This is a genomic window from Micromonospora sp. CA-248089 (assembly GCF_050948515.1).
Classification (GTDB): Bacteria; Actinomycetota; Actinomycetes; order Mycobacteriales; family Micromonosporaceae; genus Micromonospora.
The window spans coordinates 6,099,556-6,117,075 of sequence record NZ_CP192016.1; the positions used below are offsets into that span (position 1 = coordinate 6,099,556).

16 protein-coding genes are annotated in these 17,520 nt (G+C 73.0%); 6 read left to right on the plus strand and 10 right to left on the minus strand.

Annotated features, from left to right (window positions below; genetic code table 11):
• Positions 1-112: 112 nt before the first annotated feature.
• The gene (locus tag ACQP26_RS28620; protein WP_433494463.1) at positions 113-805 is read left to right on the plus strand and encodes a hypothetical protein; all 693 of its coding nucleotides are present in this window, start codon (positions 113-115) and stop codon (positions 803-805) included.
• A gap of 39 nt (positions 806-844) precedes the next feature.
• Here ACQP26_RS28620 and ACQP26_RS28625 read toward each other — a convergent pair whose 3' ends face one another.
• From ACQP26_RS28625 to ACQP26_RS28640, 4 genes are all read right to left on the minus strand, one after another.
• Positions 845-1,450: a hypothetical protein gene (locus tag ACQP26_RS28625; protein WP_269703676.1), complete on the minus strand. Its 606-nt coding sequence runs from the start codon at positions 1,448-1,450 to the stop codon at positions 845-847.
• Between the two features lie 39 nt (positions 1,451-1,489).
• Entirely contained in the window at positions 1,490-2,551 is a 1,062-nt protein-coding gene (locus ACQP26_RS28630) for a type III polyketide synthase (protein WP_433494464.1), read from the minus strand.
• A 147-nt stretch (positions 2,552-2,698) separates the two neighbouring features.
• Entirely contained in the window at positions 2,699-3,865 is a 1,167-nt protein-coding gene (locus ACQP26_RS28635; RefSeq protein WP_433494465.1) for an acyl-CoA dehydrogenase family protein, read from the minus strand.
• A 41-nt stretch (positions 3,866-3,906) separates the two neighbouring features.
• On the minus strand, positions 3,907-4,665 hold the full coding sequence (locus ACQP26_RS28640) for a methyltransferase domain-containing protein (protein ID WP_269703673.1): 759 nt from the start codon (positions 4,663-4,665) through the stop codon (positions 3,907-3,909).
• 45 nt (positions 4,666-4,710) lie between these two features.
• Here ACQP26_RS28640 and ACQP26_RS28645 point away from each other — a divergent pair, with 45 nt between their 5' ends.
• The 4 genes from ACQP26_RS28645 (at position 4,711) to disA (ending at position 9,296) form a co-directional block, all read left to right on the plus strand.
• Positions 4,711-5,541, plus strand: a complete 831-nt coding sequence (locus ACQP26_RS28645) for a UbiA family prenyltransferase (RefSeq protein WP_433494466.1) — start codon at positions 4,711-4,713, stop codon at positions 5,539-5,541.
• A gap of 141 nt (positions 5,542-5,682) precedes the next feature.
• Positions 5,683-6,423 carry a hypothetical protein gene (locus ACQP26_RS28650; protein WP_269703671.1) on the plus strand — a complete coding sequence of 247 codons (741 nt, stop codon included), beginning with the start codon at positions 5,683-5,685 and terminating at the stop codon, positions 6,421-6,423.
• 104 nt (positions 6,424-6,527) lie between these two features.
• Positions 6,528-7,976: a DNA repair protein RadA gene (radA, locus tag ACQP26_RS28655; RefSeq protein WP_030272015.1), complete on the plus strand. Its 1,449-nt coding sequence runs from the start codon at positions 6,528-6,530 to the stop codon at positions 7,974-7,976.
• Positions 7,977-8,105: 129 nt separating this feature from the next.
• On the plus strand, positions 8,106-9,296 hold the full coding sequence (disA, locus tag ACQP26_RS28660; RefSeq protein ID WP_013288946.1) for a DNA integrity scanning diadenylate cyclase DisA: 1,191 nt from the start codon (positions 8,106-8,108) through the stop codon (positions 9,294-9,296).
• 8 nt (positions 9,297-9,304) lie between these two features.
• On the opposite strand, the gene ACQP26_RS28665 is transcribed toward disA, so the two are convergent.
• From ACQP26_RS28665 to ACQP26_RS28675, 3 genes are all read right to left on the minus strand, one after another.
• Complete coding sequence (locus ACQP26_RS28665; RefSeq protein ID WP_433494467.1) at positions 9,305-10,078, minus strand: hypothetical protein; 774 nt, start codon at positions 10,076-10,078, stop codon at positions 9,305-9,307.
• A gap of 105 nt (positions 10,079-10,183) precedes the next feature.
• Positions 10,184-10,747 carry a peptide deformylase gene (locus ACQP26_RS28670; RefSeq protein ID WP_269703668.1) on the minus strand — a complete coding sequence of 188 codons (564 nt, stop codon included), beginning with the start codon at positions 10,745-10,747 and terminating at the stop codon, positions 10,184-10,186.
• Complete coding sequence (locus ACQP26_RS28675) at positions 10,744-11,256, minus strand: glycine cleavage system protein R (RefSeq protein WP_013288949.1); 513 nt, start codon at positions 11,254-11,256, stop codon at positions 10,744-10,746. Before ACQP26_RS28675 ends, ACQP26_RS28670 begins: the two co-directional genes overlap by 4 nt.
• A gap of 96 nt (positions 11,257-11,352) precedes the next feature.
• Between ACQP26_RS28675 and ACQP26_RS28680 the strand changes: the two genes are divergently transcribed.
• The gene (locus tag ACQP26_RS28680) at positions 11,353-12,252 is read left to right on the plus strand and encodes an A/G-specific adenine glycosylase (protein WP_281579581.1); all 900 of its coding nucleotides are present in this window, start codon (positions 11,353-11,355) and stop codon (positions 12,250-12,252) included.
• 208 nt (positions 12,253-12,460) lie between these two features.
• On the opposite strand, the gene ACQP26_RS28685 is transcribed toward ACQP26_RS28680, so the two are convergent.
• From ACQP26_RS28685 to lysS, 3 genes are all read right to left on the minus strand, one after another.
• Positions 12,461-14,998: an ATP-dependent Clp protease ATP-binding subunit gene (locus ACQP26_RS28685; protein WP_124779086.1), complete on the minus strand. Its 2,538-nt coding sequence runs from the start codon at positions 14,996-14,998 to the stop codon at positions 12,461-12,463.
• 494 nt (positions 14,999-15,492) lie between these two features.
• Positions 15,493-15,843, minus strand: a complete 351-nt coding sequence (locus ACQP26_RS28690) for a histone-like nucleoid-structuring protein Lsr2 (RefSeq protein WP_332367310.1) — start codon at positions 15,841-15,843, stop codon at positions 15,493-15,495.
• Between the two features lie 120 nt (positions 15,844-15,963).
• Positions 15,964-17,472: a lysine--tRNA ligase gene (gene lysS / locus ACQP26_RS28695; RefSeq protein ID WP_433494468.1), complete on the minus strand. Its 1,509-nt coding sequence runs from the start codon at positions 17,470-17,472 to the stop codon at positions 15,964-15,966.
• Positions 17,473-17,520 lie beyond the last annotated feature (48 nt).

Below are 17,520 nucleotides of genomic sequence, written 5' to 3' on the forward strand. Positions count from 1 at the left end.
TCCATGGTAGCTCCGCAAGACCGTCCGCGCCCAGGTGTGGCGTTACGGCGGCCGGTGCGGGACGCTGGTGAGGGACGTGACGTCCGCTCACCGAGACGTTCCTGGGGGTCCGATGGGCGTGCCTGACGCTGACGGCCAGGGGCCGCCGGACGGGCTGCCCGGCCTGCCCCCGGAGTGGGGCCGGGTGGTCGTCCCGGACGACGCCTCGGCGCTCGCCGACGAGGCCCGGCAGGTCCGCCGGGAGCTGCGCCGCACGCGGCAGGGCGCCGGCCGGCCTGGCGTTCCGGCCCGCCTCGGGCTGCCGGTGCTGATCCTGCTCGTGTCGGTACTGGTCACGCTCGCCGGGCTGGCCGCGGTCACCTGGCCGCGCACCACCCGCTCCGGCGCGCCGACTGTGCTGCCCCGCTCCACCGCCGCACCGCAACCGGTCGGCCCGCTGCCCGCGCTGGACCTGGTCGGCGCCGACGACACACCGGTACCCCTGCGCAGCCTGCTGCCCGCCATGATCATCCTGGTGGACGCCTGCGCCTGCGCCGAGCAGGTCGGCACCGCCGCGCGCGCCGCGCCGCCCGGCGTCACGGTGGTCACCGTGACCGAGGGCCGCAGCGCCGGGCCCGCGAGCGTCCCCGGGGTACGCCCGCTCGGCGACCCGGCCGGCGGGCTGCGCTCCTACCTGCACCTGTCCGCCCACCCCGGCACCGCCGCCGCAGTGCTCGTGGACCGGCAGGGCTCGCTGGTCCGGGTGGTGCCGGAGCTGGGCCCGCTGTCGGACTACGGCGCCGACCTGGCCCGGCTGGGCGGCTGAGCCGCCGGGCCGAGGACGCGAGCGGGGCGCCCACAGCGGTCAGTAGAGCGCTTCGAGCCGGGCGTTCAGCTCGGCCCGGCCGCGTACACCGCTGAACCGCACCAGCACCGGCGCGCCGGTGCCGCCCAGCAAGGGCAGCTCCAGTCGCCCGCCGCACCGGAGCAGCCGCCGCGCGTCGCCGGTCCCGGCGCCGGACAGCTGCACGGCGATCGACCCGTCCCCGGAGCAGCTCACTGACAGCCGGTATTCGTCACCCCGCGAGGGGTTCACCTGCCGGATGACGGCCGGCCCGTCCGGCGTCAGGTCCGACGTCTCCCGCCACACCACGTGCGACACCTGGAGCACACGCGAGGTGCCGTCCGGCTCCACCCGCACCATCACCGACCGGTCCGGGTCGGTGGCCGGTGCGCGGCGCGCCCGGAGCGTGGGGTCGCCCCCCGGGCGGGACAGCCAGGCGTCCCCGGTCGACGGGTCGACCCGCCAGGTGCGGGCGATCGGTTCGGCGCTCGCGGGCGGCGGCGCCGACACTGCGGTGACCGCACCCGGCTCCGGTGCCGCCCACCGCCACCAGGCCGCGCCGGCCGTCAACGCCAGAACGGTCAGGACGGTCAGCGGTACCCGCCCGTCCCGCTCGTCGGAGGCCATGACGGCAGCGTATCCGCGCGGCACGGGCGGGGCGAGCCGTCAGCCCACCCGTTCCAGCAACGTCGCGTAGAGCGTCAGGCCCGGCCCGAACGCGAGCATCACCACCCAGCGCGGCGGCGACGGCTCCGTACGCCACAACCGGTCCAGGATCAGCAGCACCGTGGGCGACGAGCAGTTGCCGTGGTCGGCGAGCGTCCCCCGGGACGCGGCGAGCCCGTCCGGCGGCAGGGCCAGCTCACGCTCCACCACGTTGAGGATGCGCGGCCCGCCCGGGTGCACCGCCCAGCCGTCCACGTCGGAACGCGCGCACCCGTGCCGCGCCAGCAGCTCGTCGACCAGGGTCTGCACGTGCCGGGAGAGCACCTGCGGCACCTTCGGCGACAGTCCCATCCGGAAACCGGTGTCGGTGACGTCCCAGGTCATGTGGTCGGCGGTGGAGGTGTCGGTGACCGAGGTGACCTCGCGCAGCGCGTACCCCCGGCCGCCGGGGACGACCACGGCGGCGACCGCGGCGTCCGAGAACAGCGCGTGGGAGACGATCTGCTGGGTGTCCACCCGGGCACCCGGCGGCTGGATGTGCAGGCTTGTCAGTTCCGCGCAGAGCAGCAGCGCGGGCCGCCCGCGGGCGGTGACGAAGTCGCTCGCCGCACCCAGCCCGGGCAGGGCCGCGTAGCAGCCCATGTGCCCCACGAACATGCGCTGGGTGCTCGGGGACATGCCCAGGTCCCGGGCCAGCATGATGTCCAGCCCCGGGGTCGCGTACCCGGTGCACGAGCAGACGATGAACAGGCCGATGTCGGCGGCGTCCAGGCCGGCGGCGGTGAGTGCCCGGCTGACCGCCTCCTTGCCCAGCGGCAGCGCCTCGACCTGGTAGCGGCGCATCCGGCGCTCGGTCGGCCACTCCGAGACGTCCTCCAGCAGCGGATTGACCGCCGCCTGCCGCCGGGTCACGCCCGAGTTGGCGAAGATCCGCTCGGCGAGCGCCCTGGTGTTGCCCTGGAAGTGCCCCGCGAAGAAGCCCGTCCACAGTTCGTCCTGCTTCGCGGCCGGCGGTTGCGCCGTACCCAGACCCGCGATCACCGGTGTGCCCACGTCCCCCACCCCTCGCCCTTCACTCGCACCTCGCGCTCACCGTGCCGCCTTCCGTTAGCGACTGCGGGGCTCGCAAAACCGGCTCACTCCTCGCGCTCACAGTGCCGCTCTTCGTTCGCGACTGCGGGGCTCGCAAAACCGGCTCACTCCTCGCGCTCACCAACGAGGGAGCGCGCTGTCCCGGTCCGGGTCGCCGCCAAGTGCGGCGATGCCGAGCCAGTCGGCGCACACGTCGGACGTGGCCGGATGCAGCGAGCCGCAGCGGGCGTCCCGGTAGAGCCGCTCCAGCGGATGCCCGCGCCGGGTCGCCGACGTGCCCGCCGCCTCCAACATGGAGGCCGCCACCTCGGCGGCGGTGGTGCCGGCGAGCAGCTTGGCCCGCCACACCCAGCGGTTCGTCTCGGCGTCGCCGGGCGCCTCGTCGACCCGGCGGGCCGCCTCGGCGACCACCAGTTCGGCGGCGGCGGTGGCCGCGTCGGCCCGGCCCAGGCGGGCCCGTACCGCGGGCAGGCCGGCGAGGTTGCGGGCGTTCAGGTGCTCGGCTGCGGCGTCGATGGCGGCCCGGGCCACGCCGACGTAGACCGCCGCGTAGCTCGCCACCAGCCAGTGCGGCATGAGCTGGGCGACCACCAGGGCCAGCCCTTCGACGCCGCCGAGCAGCCGGTCGGCCGGCACCGTCACGTCCAGGTGCACGTCGTGCGAGGACGTGGCCCGCATGCCGAGCGAGTCCCAGGTGGGCTCGACGGTGATCCCGTCCCCGGCCGGGACCAGGAACTGCGACACCACCGACTGGTCGGCGGCGCTGCGGGCGGCCACCAGGTAACCGTCCGGGTGGCCGGCGCCGGAGCAGAACGTCTTGCTGCCCTTGATGTGCCAGCCGCCGTCGACCGGCTCGTAGACGGTGCTGAGCTGGGACAACCGGGCGCCGGCGCCGCGTTCGCTCATCGCGACCGCGTACCAGGCGCCGTCGGCGGCCGCGCGCAGCAGCCGGTCCCGCGCCGCCAGCGCCTCCTCCGGTACGCCGAGCGCCTCGGCCAGTTCCTCGGTGACCGCGCCCAGGGCGCCGGTGACCGAGGCGTGCATGTTGAACACCAGCGCGGTGGCGCCGTTGCCCCGGGCCAGTTCGGTGGCGACCGCGGCGTACTCGGCGAAACTCGCACCCGTACCGCCCAGCTCGGGGGGCACCATCAGGCCGAACAGCCCGGCTGCCCGCAGGTCCGCGAAGTCGTCCACGGGGAACGAACCGTCGCGGTCGTACTCGGCCGCGCGGGCGGCCAGTCGCGGCGCCAACCGGCGGGCCGCCTCCAGCGCGTGCACAGTCATGTCGCCCCCTTCTCGGCGTCCTTTACCCCGGGCCGCCCCGGCTACCCGCCCCGGCGCCCCCAGCCCTGGTACAGCACCGCCGTCGACCGGGTCGGCACGATGCGTGGTTCGGTCCTGCCCGGACGGTCGGCGCCACCGCGCACGCGGCGCAGCAGCCAGGCCAGCGTGCCGCCCAGCTCCGGCCGGACCCCGCGCACCGTCAGCGACACGCCGTGCCGGGCACACTCGGCGACCAGGGCGCGGGCGTCGACGAACAGCCGCGGGTCGTGGATGCCGCGCGGCACCGTGGGCAGCCGCTCGCCCACCTCCACCGCCACCAGCCGGGCCAGCAGCGTGTCGTTGAGCGTGTCCAGCACCAGCAGGCCGCCCGGACGCAGCAGCCGGCACGCCTCGGCGACCGCCCGCCGCCAGTCCGGCACGTGCTCCAGCAGCTCACCGGCGGAGACGACCGCCGCGCAGCCGTCGGCCAGCGGCACCGCCGTGGCGTCGGCCTGGACCACTGTCACACCGTGCGCGGCGGCCTGGTCGAGCGCGGAGCGCGTCAGGTCCACCCCGACGTGGCGGTAGCCCTTGCCGGCCAGGTGCGGCGCCAGCAGCCCGGCCCCGCAGCCCAGATCGACCAGCAGGTCGTCGGGCGTGGACGCCGCCGGCACGAGCGCCGCCCGGGCCCTCGCCAGCCAGTGCAGCATCGCGAACGCGCCGTCCGGCCGCCACCACTCGCCGGCCAGGTCGTCGTACTGCCGCGGGTCGTTCGGCGGCAGCACCCGGTACGGAGTGGACACCGGCGACGCGTCGGGCATGCGTCGAGCGTGGCACGACTGCCCGGTAACGACCAGACTTCCCTTATGTCGACACGGGTGTTAGGGCTGGTCAGGGCGAGCCATCCGGAACCCGCAGCGGCGGTCACAGTGGTCGCCGCGCTGCTCGCCGCCGGTGCCGGGCACTCCGCGACCGGTGTCGTGGCGGTGGCGCTGACGGTGCTGGCCAGCCAGCTCGCGGTCGGGTGGAGCAACGACCTGATCGACGCCGACCGGGACGCGGCGGTGGGGCGTACCGACAAACCGGTGACCACCGGCGAGGTCGCCCGGCCGACGCTGGCCCGCGCCACCGTGGTCGCCGCCGTCGCCGTGCCGGTGCTGGCGCTGGCCGGCGGCCCGGCCGCGGCGGCCTGCGCGACGCTGGGCCTGGTCTCCGCGCTGCTCTACAACCGGCCGCTGAAGTCGACGCCGGTGTCGGTGCTGCCCTACGCGGTCTCGTTCGGCGCGCTGCCCGCGTTCGTGGTGCTCGCCCTGCCCGGCTCACCCGTGCCCCCGGCCTGGCTGGTGGCCGCCGCCGCGCTGCTCGGCGCCGGGGCGCACTTCGCCAACGTGCTGCCCGACCTGGCCGACGACGCCCGGACCGGGGTGCGCGGCCTGCCGCACCGCCTCGGGCCGGCGGGCAGCCGGCTGGCCGCCGCCGGGCTGCTGCTCGTGGCCACCGTCGCGCTGGTCCTCGGCCCGCCCGGGCCGCCGTCGTGGACCGGCCTGTCGGCCGTCGCGGCCGCCGTCGCCGTGCCGGCCGTCGGCTGGTACGCGGGACGCGCGACCGCCGGACGCTCGGCGACCGCCTTCCGGGCGGTGCTGGTGGTGGCGCTGATCGATGTGGTGCTGCTGGTGACGAGCGGCCGGGTGGTCTGAGCAGTCCCTCCCGAGGTGGTATTGCCGGGTCCGCGTGCGGGCCTCGATCAGCTCCAACTACCCTGGAGCGCGGTCTGCGCGGGTATGGCCACCCCGTGCCCGGGGGTCGACCGGGCGGGGATCGTGACGAGGAGGACCGACGTGACGCGCTCGATCAGGGGTTCCCGGGGGCCGGCCCTGCTGCTGGCCGGCACGGCGGCGGCGAGCCTGCTGCTGTCCGGGTGCGGCGCCGGGCAGATTTCCGAGACCGCCAACAAGATCCCGTCGGTACAGGGCGTCAACGTCCAGACCTCCGACAACCTCTACAAGGTGCGCGGGCTCTACGTGCAGTTCCCGGGCCCGAAGGGCTACGAGGCCGGGTCGAACGCGCCGGTCAACGTGGTGATCTACAACGACAGCGAGAAGCCGGTGACCGTGACGGTCACCACCGACAGCGCCCGGGAGATCGTGCTCACCGGTTCCGGCGCGGGCGAGAGCGGCGCGGCCACCCCGACCGGTTCGCCCACCGAGCCGGCCACCGCCTCGCCGACCGCCACCGACCCGAGCGCGTCGCCGAGCCAGTCGCTGGAGACGTCCGAGTCGCCGTCGGCCAGCCCGTCGCCGAGCGAGTCCGCGCCCGCCGGCCAGCCGGCCCGGATCGAGATCCCGGCGCTCAGCTACGCGCAGCTCAACGCCGGTAACCCGCGGTTCCTGCAGCTCATCGGCCTGAACCAGAAGCTGCTCGTGGGCCAGCAGGTCAACCTGACCTTCGACTTCGGCAACGGCAAGGTCGTCACGACCCCGGCGCCGATCGGCATCCCGCTGACCCCGGAGGCCACGCCGTCGAAGATCGTGGAGCCGCGGCACGTCGGTGAGGACAGCGGCGTCGAGGGCGGCCACTGACCTCTCCCCTTCTTCCGTCGGCACCGCCGTCGTGGCCAGCGCCACGCCGGCGGTGTCGCCGTTCCGGGTGGGCTTTCGTCGTACGGGCCGGTTAGCGTCCGGTGGTGACCACGCCCCGATCGACTCCCTCCCGTGCCGGCGCCGGCCGCGGTCGCGCCGCCACCCGCGAACCCCGCCCGGCCTACGAGTGCGACGCCTGTGGCCACCAGCCCCCGAAGTGGGTGGGCCGGTGCCCCGAGTGCGGCGAGTGGGGCTCGGTGGTCGAGTGCACGGTCACCGGCCCGATGGTCTCCGGCCGGGTGGTCAGCTCGCGGATGCCGGCCGAGCCGGCCCGGCCGATCGCCACGATCAGCGCCGCGCCCGCCCGTGCGCGTCCTACCGGCGTCAGCGAACTCGACCGGGTGCTCGGCGGCGGGCTGGTCCCCGGCGCTGTGGTGCTGCTCGCCGGTGAGCCCGGCGTGGGCAAGTCGACGCTGCTGCTCGACGTGGCCCAGCAGTGGGCGGCCGGTGCCGGCAGCCCGTCGCTGGTGGTCAGCGGCGAGGAGTCGGTCAGCCAGGTGCGGCTGCGCGCCGAGCGGATGGGCACCCTGCACGACCAGCTCTACCTGGCCGCCGAGAGCGACCTGTCGGCGGTGCTCGGCCACCTCGACGCGGTCAAGCCGGGGCTGCTGGTGCTCGACTCGGTGCAGACCATCTCGACCACCGGCACCGAGGGCGTGCCGGGCGGCGTCACCCAGGTCCGCGCGGTCACCGCCGCCCTGGTCGCCGTCGCCAAGGAACGCGGCATCGCCACCGTGCTGGTCGGGCACGTCACCAAGGACGGCCAGGTGGCCGGTCCCCGGGTGCTGGAGCACCTGGTCGACGTGGTGCTGCACTTCGAGGGCGACAAGCACTCCTCGCTGCGCATGGTGCGCGGCGTGAAGAACCGCTTCGGCGCGGCCGACGAGGTGGGCTGCTTCGAGATGCACGAGGGCGGCATCAGCAGCCTGGCCGACCCGTCCGGCCTGTTCCTGACCCGCTACTCCGAACCGGTGCCGGGCACCTGCGTGACGGTGGCGATGGAGGGGCGCCGGGCGCTGGTCACCGAGGTGCAGGCGCTGATCGGGGCCACGGTGGCCGGTTCACCGCGGCGTACCGTCTCCGGCCTCGACAGCGCCCGGCTCGCGATGGTCCTCGCCGTCCTCCAGCGCCGCACCGAGCGGCTCACGCTGCACGACCGGGAGGTCTTCGCCGCCACTGTCGGCGGCATCCGGGTGGTGGAGCCAGCGGCCGACCTGGCGGTGGCGCTCGCGGTCGCCTCCGGCGGGCTCAACCTGGCACTCAACCCGCATCTGGTGGCCATCGGCGAGGTGGGGCTCACCGGCGAGGTCCGCCGGGTCGGTGCGGTGCCCCGGCGGCTGGCCGAGGCCGCCCGGCTCGGTTTCCGGTTGGCCCTCGTGCCGCCCGGCTGCGGGCCGGAGAGCAGCGGCGCCGGGCCGGAGAACATGCGCGTGATCGAGGTCACTGACGTGCGTGCCGCCCTCCAGGCGGCCGCCCGCGCGTCGGCGGAGTGACACGGTGGGAGGCTCCGGGCGTTTCGGGGCAGGCCACGCAGGGCGCAATCGGCCTCCCGAGCCGGGCATCGTGACACATCACAGTAACCACGAGAGCACCCACCGCATGGCAGTCCGTAGACTGTGCCCGTGCCGATCGACCGCGATGCCACCAAGCCCGCAACGGCGACGCCGCACGCCCGTACCGGCGCCGTGAGCGGCAACCCCGCTCGTGCCATCAGCGTGAGCGTCAACGGAAGCGTCGGCGGCGGGGCCGGTGCCGATCCGTTGCGCGCCAACCTCGCCCTGATGGCTCCCGGCACCGCCCTGCGCGACGGCCTGGAGCGGATCCTGCGCGGCCGCACCGGTGCGCTGATCGTGCTGGGCTACGACAAGGTGGTCGAGCAGATCTGCACGGGCGGCTTCCCGATGGACGTGGAGTTCTCCGCCACCCGGGTCCGCGAGCTGTGCAAGATGGACGGCGCTGTGGTGCTCTCCAGTGACGGCACCCGCATCGTGCAGGCCGGCGCGCACCTGATGCCCGACCCGTCCATCCCGACGGAGGAGTCCGGCACCCGGCACCGCACCGCCGAGCGGGTGGCCCGGCAGACCGGCTACCCGGTCATCTCGGTCAGCCAGTCGATGCGGATCATCAGCCTCTACGTCAACGGCCAGCGGCACGTGCTGGACGACTCGGCGGCCATCCTGTCCCGCGCCAACCAGGCGCTCGCCACGCTGGAGCGCTACAAGCTGCGGCTGGACGAGGTCTCAGGCACGCTCTCCGCGCTGGAGATCGAGGATCTGGTCACCGTCCGCGACGCGGTCGCTGTGGTGCAGCGGCTGGAGATGGTCCGGCGGATCGCCGACGAGATCGCCGGCTACGTGGTGGAGCTGGGCACCGACGGCCGCCTGCTGGCGCTGCAGCTCGACGAGCTGATGGCCGGCGTGGACGCCGACCGCACCCTGGTCATCCGCGACTACCTGCCGACCGGCCGCAAGTCGCGCACGCTCGACGAGGCGCTCGTGGAGCTCGACCTGCTCAGCGCCACCGAGCTCATCGACCTCGTGGCGGTGGCGAAGGCGATCGGCTACCCGTCCGCCTCCGACGCGCTCGACGCGGCGGTCAGCCCGCGCGGGTTCCGCCTGCTGGCCAAGGTGCCCCGGCTGCCGGTCGCCGTGGTCGACCGGCTGGTGGTGCACTTCGGCAGCCTCCAGCGGCTGCTCGGCGCGACGGTGGAAGACCTCCAGGCGGTCGAGGGTGTGGGCGACGCCCGTGCCCGTGGCGTCCGCGAGGGCCTGTCCCGGCTCGCCGAGGCGAGCATCCTCGAACGGTACGTCTGAGCGACGGCTCAGCCGGTGATGGTCAGCTTCACCGGCTCACTGATCTTGGTGCCGACCCGGGCGAACACCTGGTACGCGCCGATCGCCGCGAAGTCGCCGTTCGCCAGCCCGCTCGCGCACTTGTTGTCCAGCTTGCCGTTCCAGCCCAGCTCGTAGGAGCGCTCGAAGTTCGGCGTGAACGACTGCACGTCCGAGCCCTTGCCGGTGCCGCAGGTGTCCGACGACCAGATCTTCTCCGCGCCCGACTTGACGTACAGCTCCTGCAGGTCGGCGCCGACGTCGCGGCTGCACGTACGGTTCGACACGTTCTTGACCTTGAGGCGCAGCGTGACCACTGTGCCCCGCTGGGCGGTGGGCGGCACCGCGACCGGCGTCACCAGCAGCTCGGAGTCGGTGCAGGTGCCGTCGTCGGAGACCGGCTGACCGGTGGCGCCGCCGTTGCCGTTGCCGCCCCCGTTGTTCGCGCCCCCGCCGGTGTTCCCGCCGTCGCCGGTGGCGTCGCCGCCGGTGTTTCCGCCGCCGTTGTTCGCGCCACCGCCGCCGGCCTCACCCGGTGTCGGTGACGGGCTGCCCGACTGCGGGGTCAGCACCGAGCCGGACGGGTCCGGCTGAGCGCCGGCGGAGCCGCTCGGGGACGGGTCCGTGCCCGGAGCGCCGGTGTTGCGATCCGTGCCGGTGCAGGAATACAGCAGGACAATCAGGAAGAGCAGCCCTGCTCCGAGCACGACGGCACGACGCCGCCAGTACACGGCAGGGGGCAGGGGGCCGACCGTCAGACGCATGATGCGCCTACCGTAGCCGCGCGGCGCACGGCTCGCCGGTCCGACGCGCCGGGAACCCGCCGCCGTACGGCCGCAGACGTCCACACTGGATACCGGTCGCCACCGTCAGAGGTAGACCTTGCGCTGGTAGATCGCGTGCGCGCCGGCCACCCGGTCGAGAAAGAGCAGCCCGGCGCAGTGGTCGATCTCGTGCTGGAGCGCCCGCGCCTCGAAGCCGTCGGTCACCAGCCGGACCGGCTCGCCGCTGCCGGGCAGCGCGCCCTCGACCACCAGGCGGCTGGCCCGCTTCACGTCACCGGTCAGGTCCGGCACCGACATGCAGCCCTCCCGCCCGGCCTTCCACCGGGACGCCTCCACCACGCGAGCGTTGCAGAGCACGAACGTGCCGTGCACGGTGACCGCCTTCGGATGGCCCGTCACGTCCACCGCGAACACCTGCGCGCTCACCCCGACCTGCGGCGCCGCCAGGCCCACGCAACCGGGCGAGACGCGCATCGTGGCCACCAGGTCGGCGGCGAGCCGCACCACCTCCGCAGATGTGGGGTCGACCTCCGGACCAGGCTGGCTCAGCACCGGCTCCGGGGCGGTGACCACCGGGCGTACCGCACCGGGAACGCCGAGCTTCTCCGGGGTCCAGCCGCCCAGGCCCGCGTACTCCGGCCCGGTCACAGCAGATCCGTGTCCGCCGGGCGGAGGCTGACCCCCACACCCAGCTCCGCGGCGACGCGGGTGAGCCGGCCGGCCACCTCGTCCGACACGCCCGGCGGCAGCTCGACCTCGGCGACCACCACGTAGAGCGAACCGGTGAGCCGGGTGCTCAGGTCGGTCACGTTCCCGCCCGCGTCGGTCAGCACCCGGGTCATGGCCGCGACGATGCCCATCCGGTCGGCGCCGTGCACCGCCAGCACGTACGGCTCCCCCGTCGGCTCGCTGCCGCCGTCGGGCGTGACCGCGCGTACGGTGGCCAGCAGGTGCCCGTCGGCGGCCAGCGGGGCCAGCGCGGCCTCCACGTCGGCGGCGGCCGGGCCCACACAGATCAGGGTCATCGCGAAGTGTCCACGAAGCCGGGTCATCGTGGAGTCGGTGAGGTTCGCGCCGAGCCGGGCGAGGACCTCCGCGACGTCGGCCACGATGCCCGGCCGGTCCCGGCCGATGACGGTGATCGCGAGCTCGTTCATTCGGACATTCTGCCCCGTCGCCCATGATCGATCGCGCCCGGCCACCCGGCCCGCCCATCCTGCGGGAAAGACGGCCGTGACATGATCGGCGGCGCGATGTCCGAGCCCACATTCGCCACCCAGGTCAGCCGGTGGTACGAGCGCAACGCCCGCGACCTGCCCTGGCGCAAGCCCGGCATCGGCGCCTGGGCGATCCTGGTCAGTGAGGTCATGCTCCAGCAGACCCCCGTGGTCCGGGTGGTGCCCGCGTGGGAGGCGTGGCTGGCCCGCTGGCCCGACCCGCGCGCGCTCGCCGAGGACACCCCGGCCGAGGCGATCCGGATGTGGGGACGGCTCGGCTACCCCCGCCGGGCGGTACGCCTGCGCGAGTGCGCGACGGCGATCGTGGAGCGCCACGGCGGCGTGGTGCCCGACCGGCTCGACCAGTTGCTGGCGCTGCCCGGTGTCGGCACGTACACGGCCCGCGCGGTCGCCGCGTTCGCGTACGGGCAGCGACACCCCGTGGTCGACACGAACGTCCGGCGCGTGGTGTGCCGGGCGATCGCCGGTGAACCCGACGCCGGCCCCACCACCCGCCCCGCCGACCTGGTCGCCACCGAGGAACTGCTGCCGATCGAGCCGGCCGCCGCCGCGCTTGCCAGCGCCGCGTTCATGGAACTCGGCGCCGTCGTCTGCACCGCCCGCGCGCCGCGCTGCGCGATCTGCCCGGTCGAGTCGAGCTGCGCCTGGCGGGCTTCCGGGCAGGCCGCCCCGGTGGGGCCGACCCGACGGCCGCAGCGCTACGCCGGCACCGACCGGCAGGTACGCGGACTGCTGCTCGCGGTGCTGCGGGAGTCGACCGGCCCGGTGCCGCACCAGCGGCTGGACCAGGTGTGGCACGACGACGTGCAGCGGGCCCGCGCGCTGGCCGGCCTGGTCACCGACGGCCTGGTGGAACCGGTGGGCGAGGAGTCCTTCCGCCTGGCCGGCGACGGCCCCGCCGTCCCCCTCCCCTGACCGCGCCCCACCTCCCGCCTCCGCCCCACCCCCGCCCCCGCCCGCCCCGCCCCGCCCCGCTGATCATGAAGTTAGCGGCGACAAATGGGGCGCCAAGTGCGGTCAACTTCATGATCAACGGGGGCAAGGGCCGGGGCGGCGGGCACGGAAAGGCGACGACCCCGGCGGCTTTCGCCTACCGGGGCCGTCGCCCTCGAACTGTGCGGAGTTACGCGGCGTCGTCCGCGCCGGTGGCGGCGGTGCCGCCGAGGTCCGCCGGGACCGCGTCCGGCACGGCGTCCGGCCGGTCCGCGCCCCGGAAGACGAGCTTGGACTTGTCGATGTCCTCCGGGTCGCCCTCGCAGTCCACGACCACGATCTGACCCGGGGTCAGCTCGTTGAACAGGATCCGCTCGGACAGGTTGTCCTCGATGTCGCGCTGGATCGTGCGACGCAGCGGCCGCGCGCCCAGCACCGGGTCGAAGCCCTTCTTCGCGAGGTACTTCTTCGCGTTGTCGGTCAGCTCCAGACCCATGTCCTTGTTCCGCAGCTGGGTCTCGATCCGGGCGATCATGATGTCGACGATCGACAGGATCTCGTTCTGACGCAGCTGGTGGAAGACGATGGTGTCGTCGATCCGGTTCAGGAACTCGGGCCGGAAGTGCTGCTTGAGCTCGTCGTTGACCTTCTGCTTCATCCGGTCGTAGTTCGACTCGGAGTCCTCAGAGGCCTGGAAGCCCAGCGACACCGCCTTGGCGACGTCACGCGTACCGAGGTTGGTGGTCAGGATGATGACCGTGTTCTTGAAGTCCACGATCCGGCCCTGGCCGTCGGTGAGGCGCCCGTCCTCCAGGATCTGGAGGAGCGTGTTGAACACGTCCGGGTGGGCCTTCTCGATCTCGTCGAAGAGGACCACCGAGAACGGCCGGCGACGCACCTTCTCGGTCAGCTGCCCGCCCTCGTCGTAGCCGACGTAGCCGGGAGGGGCACCGACGAGCCGGGACACCGTGTACCGGTCGTGGAACTCCGACATGTCGAGCTGGATGAGGGCGTCCTCGCTGCCGAACAGGAACTCGGCGAGCGCCTTGGACAGCTCGGTCTTACCGACGCCGGACGGGCCGGCGAAGATGAACGAGCCGGACGGGCGCTTCGGGTCCTTCAGGCCGGCCCGGGTACGCCGGATCGCCTTCGAGACCGCCTTGACCGCGTCCTCCTGGCCGATGACGCGCTTGTGCAGCTCGTCCTCCATGCGCAGCAGGCGCGAGGTCTCCTCCTCGGTCAGCTTGTAGACCGGGATGCCGGTCCAGTTGCCGAGCACCTCGGCGATCTGCTCGTCGTCGACCTCGCTGACGACGTCCAGGTCACCGGCCTTCCACTCCTTCTCCCGCTGCGCCTTCTGGCCCAGCAGCTGCTTCTCGGTGTCGCGCAGCTGGGCGGCCCGCTCGAAGTCCTGCGCGTCGATCGCGGACTCCTTGTCGCGGCGCACCTGGGCGATGCGCTCGTCGAAGTCGCGCAGGTCCGGCGGCGCGGTCATCCGGCGGATCCGCATCCGGGCGCCGGCCTCGTCGATCAGGTCGATCGCCTTGTCCGGCAGGAACCGGTCGGAGATGTACCGGTCGGCCAGCGTCGCGGCGGCGACCAGTGCGGCGTCGGTGATGGAGACGCGGTGGTGCGCCTCGTAGCGGTCCCGCAGGCCCTTGAGGATCTCGATGGTGTGGGCCAGCGACGGCTCACCCACCTGGATCGGCTGGAAACGACGCTCCAGAGCGGCGTCCTTCTCCAGGTGCTTGCGGTACTCGTCGAGCGTGGTGGCGCCGATGGTCTGGAGCTCGCCGCGGGCCAGCATCGGCTTGAGGATGCTGGCGGCGTCGATCGCGCCCTCGGCCGCGCCCGCACCGACGAGCGTGTGGATCTCGTCGATGAACAGGATGATGTCGCCGCGGGTGCGGATCTCCTTGAGCACCTTCTTCAGGCGCTCCTCGAAGTCACCGCGGTAGCGGGAACCGGCGACCAGGGCACCGAGGTCGAGCGTGTAGAGCTGCTTGTCCTTCAGCGTCTCGGGCACCTCGCCCTTGATGATCTTCTGGGACAGGCCCTCCACCACGGCGGTCTTGCCGACGCCGGGCTCGCCGATCAGCACCGGGTTGTTCTTGGTGCGGCGGGACAGCACCTGCATGACCCGCTCGATCTCCTTCTCGCGCCCGATGACCGGGTCGAGCTTGCCCTCGCGGGCGGCCTGGGTCAGGTTGCGGCCGAACTGGTCCAGCACGAGGCTGGTCGACGGCGCGGCCTCACCCGGCGCGGCACCGGCGGCGGCCGGCTCCTTGCCCTGGTAGCCGGAGAGCAGCTGGATGACCTGCTGGCGGACCCGGTTCAGGTCGGCGCCCAGCTTCACCAGGACCTGGGCGGCGACGCCCTCGCCCTCGCGGATCAGGCCGAGCAGGATGTGCTCGGTGCCGATGTAGTTGTGGCCGAGCTGCAGCGCCTCGCGCAGCGACAGCTCCAGCACCTTCTTGGCCCGCGGCGTGAACGGGATGTGCCCGCTCGGCGCCTGCTGGCCCTGGCCGATGATCTCCTCGACCTGCTGACGCACGCCCTCCAGGGAGATGCCGAGGCTCTCCAGGGCCTTTGCCGCGACACCCTCACCCTCGTGGATCAGGCCCAGCAGGATGTGTTCCGTACCGATGTAGTTGTGGTTGAGCATCCGGGCCTCTTCTTGGGCCAGGACGACAACCCGTCGCGCTCGGTCGGTGAACCGCTCGAACATGCCCTCGTGCTCCTCACGTGCCGTGCGCCTTGATGGTCAGATCTCGGCGGGGCCGGTGCGCGGACGTCCGGGACGGGCGTCCGTGCCTCCTTACTCTATCGCCGCGGACCGTCTCTGCTGAGGTCGTGTGCCCCCGCGAATGACCGTTCCGACGTCGTTTCTGACAACCGTCCACGCTCAGGAGGTGTTCCGGGGCCCCTGCCTGTACGCGCAGAGCGAAATTCGACCGGCACCCGAACGGCCGGTCGAGTGGACCGGAGGCGGCACCGAGGCGTCCGCCGGGTCGTCCACAGCCTGTGGATGAAATCTCCACCGCCTGTGGACAACCGCCGTGGGCGGGGATTTCTTCCCGACTGCCGCGGCCCTCGCGCCGAGTGGGCCGGACCGGACATCCGGCACGACCGAGCACGCTCAGGACGGCGGAGCGGATACGGCGACGCCGGCCCGGAATGGCACTCCGGTCCGGCGTCGCGTCGCCCGTGTCGAGGGTCGGGTCAGTGCCCCGCCTTCGCGTGGTACTCGTCCACGATCTCCTGCGGGATGCGGCCCCGGTCGGAGATGTCCTTGCCGGCCTTCTTGGCCCACTCGCGGATGGCCCGGTTCTGCTCGCGGTCGGCGGTCGCGCCGCCCCGGCCCCGAGCGGCCCGGCCACCCACGACCACGCCGCCGCGACCGACCTTCGTTCCGCTCGCGATGTACGGCGCGAATACGTCGCGCAATTTCCCGGCGTTGGATGCGGAGAGGTCGATCTCGTACTGCACCCCGTCGAGCGCGAACTTGACGGTCTCGTCAGCGTCCCCGCCGTCCAGGTCATCGACCAGCTTGTGAATGATCTGCTTGGCCACGTCCCACATTCCTTTCGAGCAGGGTTGTACACCTGCAATACACCGAGCACAATAACCCGTCCGGCGCTTGTTCCGTCAATAGGACCGGGTAACGAGCCGGAGAAGGCTTGCGGGGAGCGCCTACTCGGGCCGGACCAACGGGAACAGGATGGTTTCCCGAATTCCGAGCCCCGTCAGTGCCATCAGCAGCCGGTCGATTCCCATTCCCATGCCACCGGACGGCGGCATTCCATACTCCATCGCTCGGAGAAAATCCTCGTCCAGTCGCATCGCCTCGTCGTCGCCACGTGCCGCGAGCTGCGCCTGGGCCACCAGCCGCTCGCGCTGGACGACCGGGTCGACCAGTTCCGAGTACGCGGTGCCCAGCTCGAATCCGAGCACGTAGAGATCCCACTTCTCGGCCAGGCCCGGCTCACTGCGGTGGGCCCGGGTGAGAGGGCTGGTCTCCTCCGGGTAGTCCATGACGAACGTGGGCGCCTGAAGCGACGGCACGACCAGTTCCTCGAACAGCTCCTCGGCCAGCTTGCCCGGTCCCCACTTCGGGTCGACGGAGAGGCCGACCTTGTCCGCGTACTCGACCAGGCGTGCCCTTTCGGTGCGGACGGTGACCTCCTCACCGAGCGCTTCGGAAAGAACACCGAACAGCGACACCGACCGCCACTCGCCGCCCAGATCGAACTCACGCCCGTCCGCGTGGGTCACCACCGTCGAGCCGGCGACCGCCACTGCGGCCTGCTGTACGAGATTTCGGGTCAGCTCCGCCATCGTGTGGTAGTCGCCGTACGCCTGGTACGCCTCCAGCATCGCGAACTCGGGCGAGTGCGAAGAGTCGATCCCCTCATTACGGAAGTTGCGGTTGATCTCGAAGACCCGGTCCACGCCACCGACCACCGCGCGCTTGAGAAACAGTTCCGGCGCGATTCGCAGATACAGATCCGTGTCGAGCGCATTGCTGTGGGTCACGAATGGGCGCGCCGCCGCGCCACCGTGCAGCAGTTGCAGCATCGGCGTCTCGACCTCGAGGAAGTCCTGCCCGTGCAGGGTGTCGCGCAGACTGCGGACGGCGGTGGCCCGCGTGCGTACCATCTGGCGGGCCTGCGGCCGGACCACCAGGTCCACGTAGCGCTGCCGGACCCGGGACTCCTCGCTGAGCGGCTTGTGCGCCACCGGCAGCGGGCGCAGCGCCTTCGCGGTGACCGCCCACTCCTCGGCGAGAACGGACAGCTCGCCGCGCCGGCTGGTGATCACCTCGCCGGTCACGCCGACGTGGTCACCGAGGTCGACCAGGCGCTTCCAGTCCGCCAGCCGCTCGGCGCCGACCCGGTCCAGCGAGAGCATCGCCTGGACCTCGGTGCCGTCACCGTCGCGCAGCGTCGCGAAGCAGAGCTTGCCGGTGTTGCGAATGAAGATCACCCGGCCGGTGACCGAGACCCGGTCGCCGGTGGCGGTGTCGGTGGGCAGGTCGGCATAGCGCTCCCGCAGCCGCGCGAGCGTGGTGGTCCGCGGGAAACCCACCGGGTACGGCTCGATGCCCTCGGCGAGCATCCGGTCCCGCTTCTCCCGGCGGACCTTCATCTGCTCGGGAAGGTCGTCGGCGGGGTCTGTTGGCAGGGCGTTCTGCTCGGTCACGGCACGCTTCCTCAGGCCTTGGGAACATCGGCGGGGTCAGCACATGAG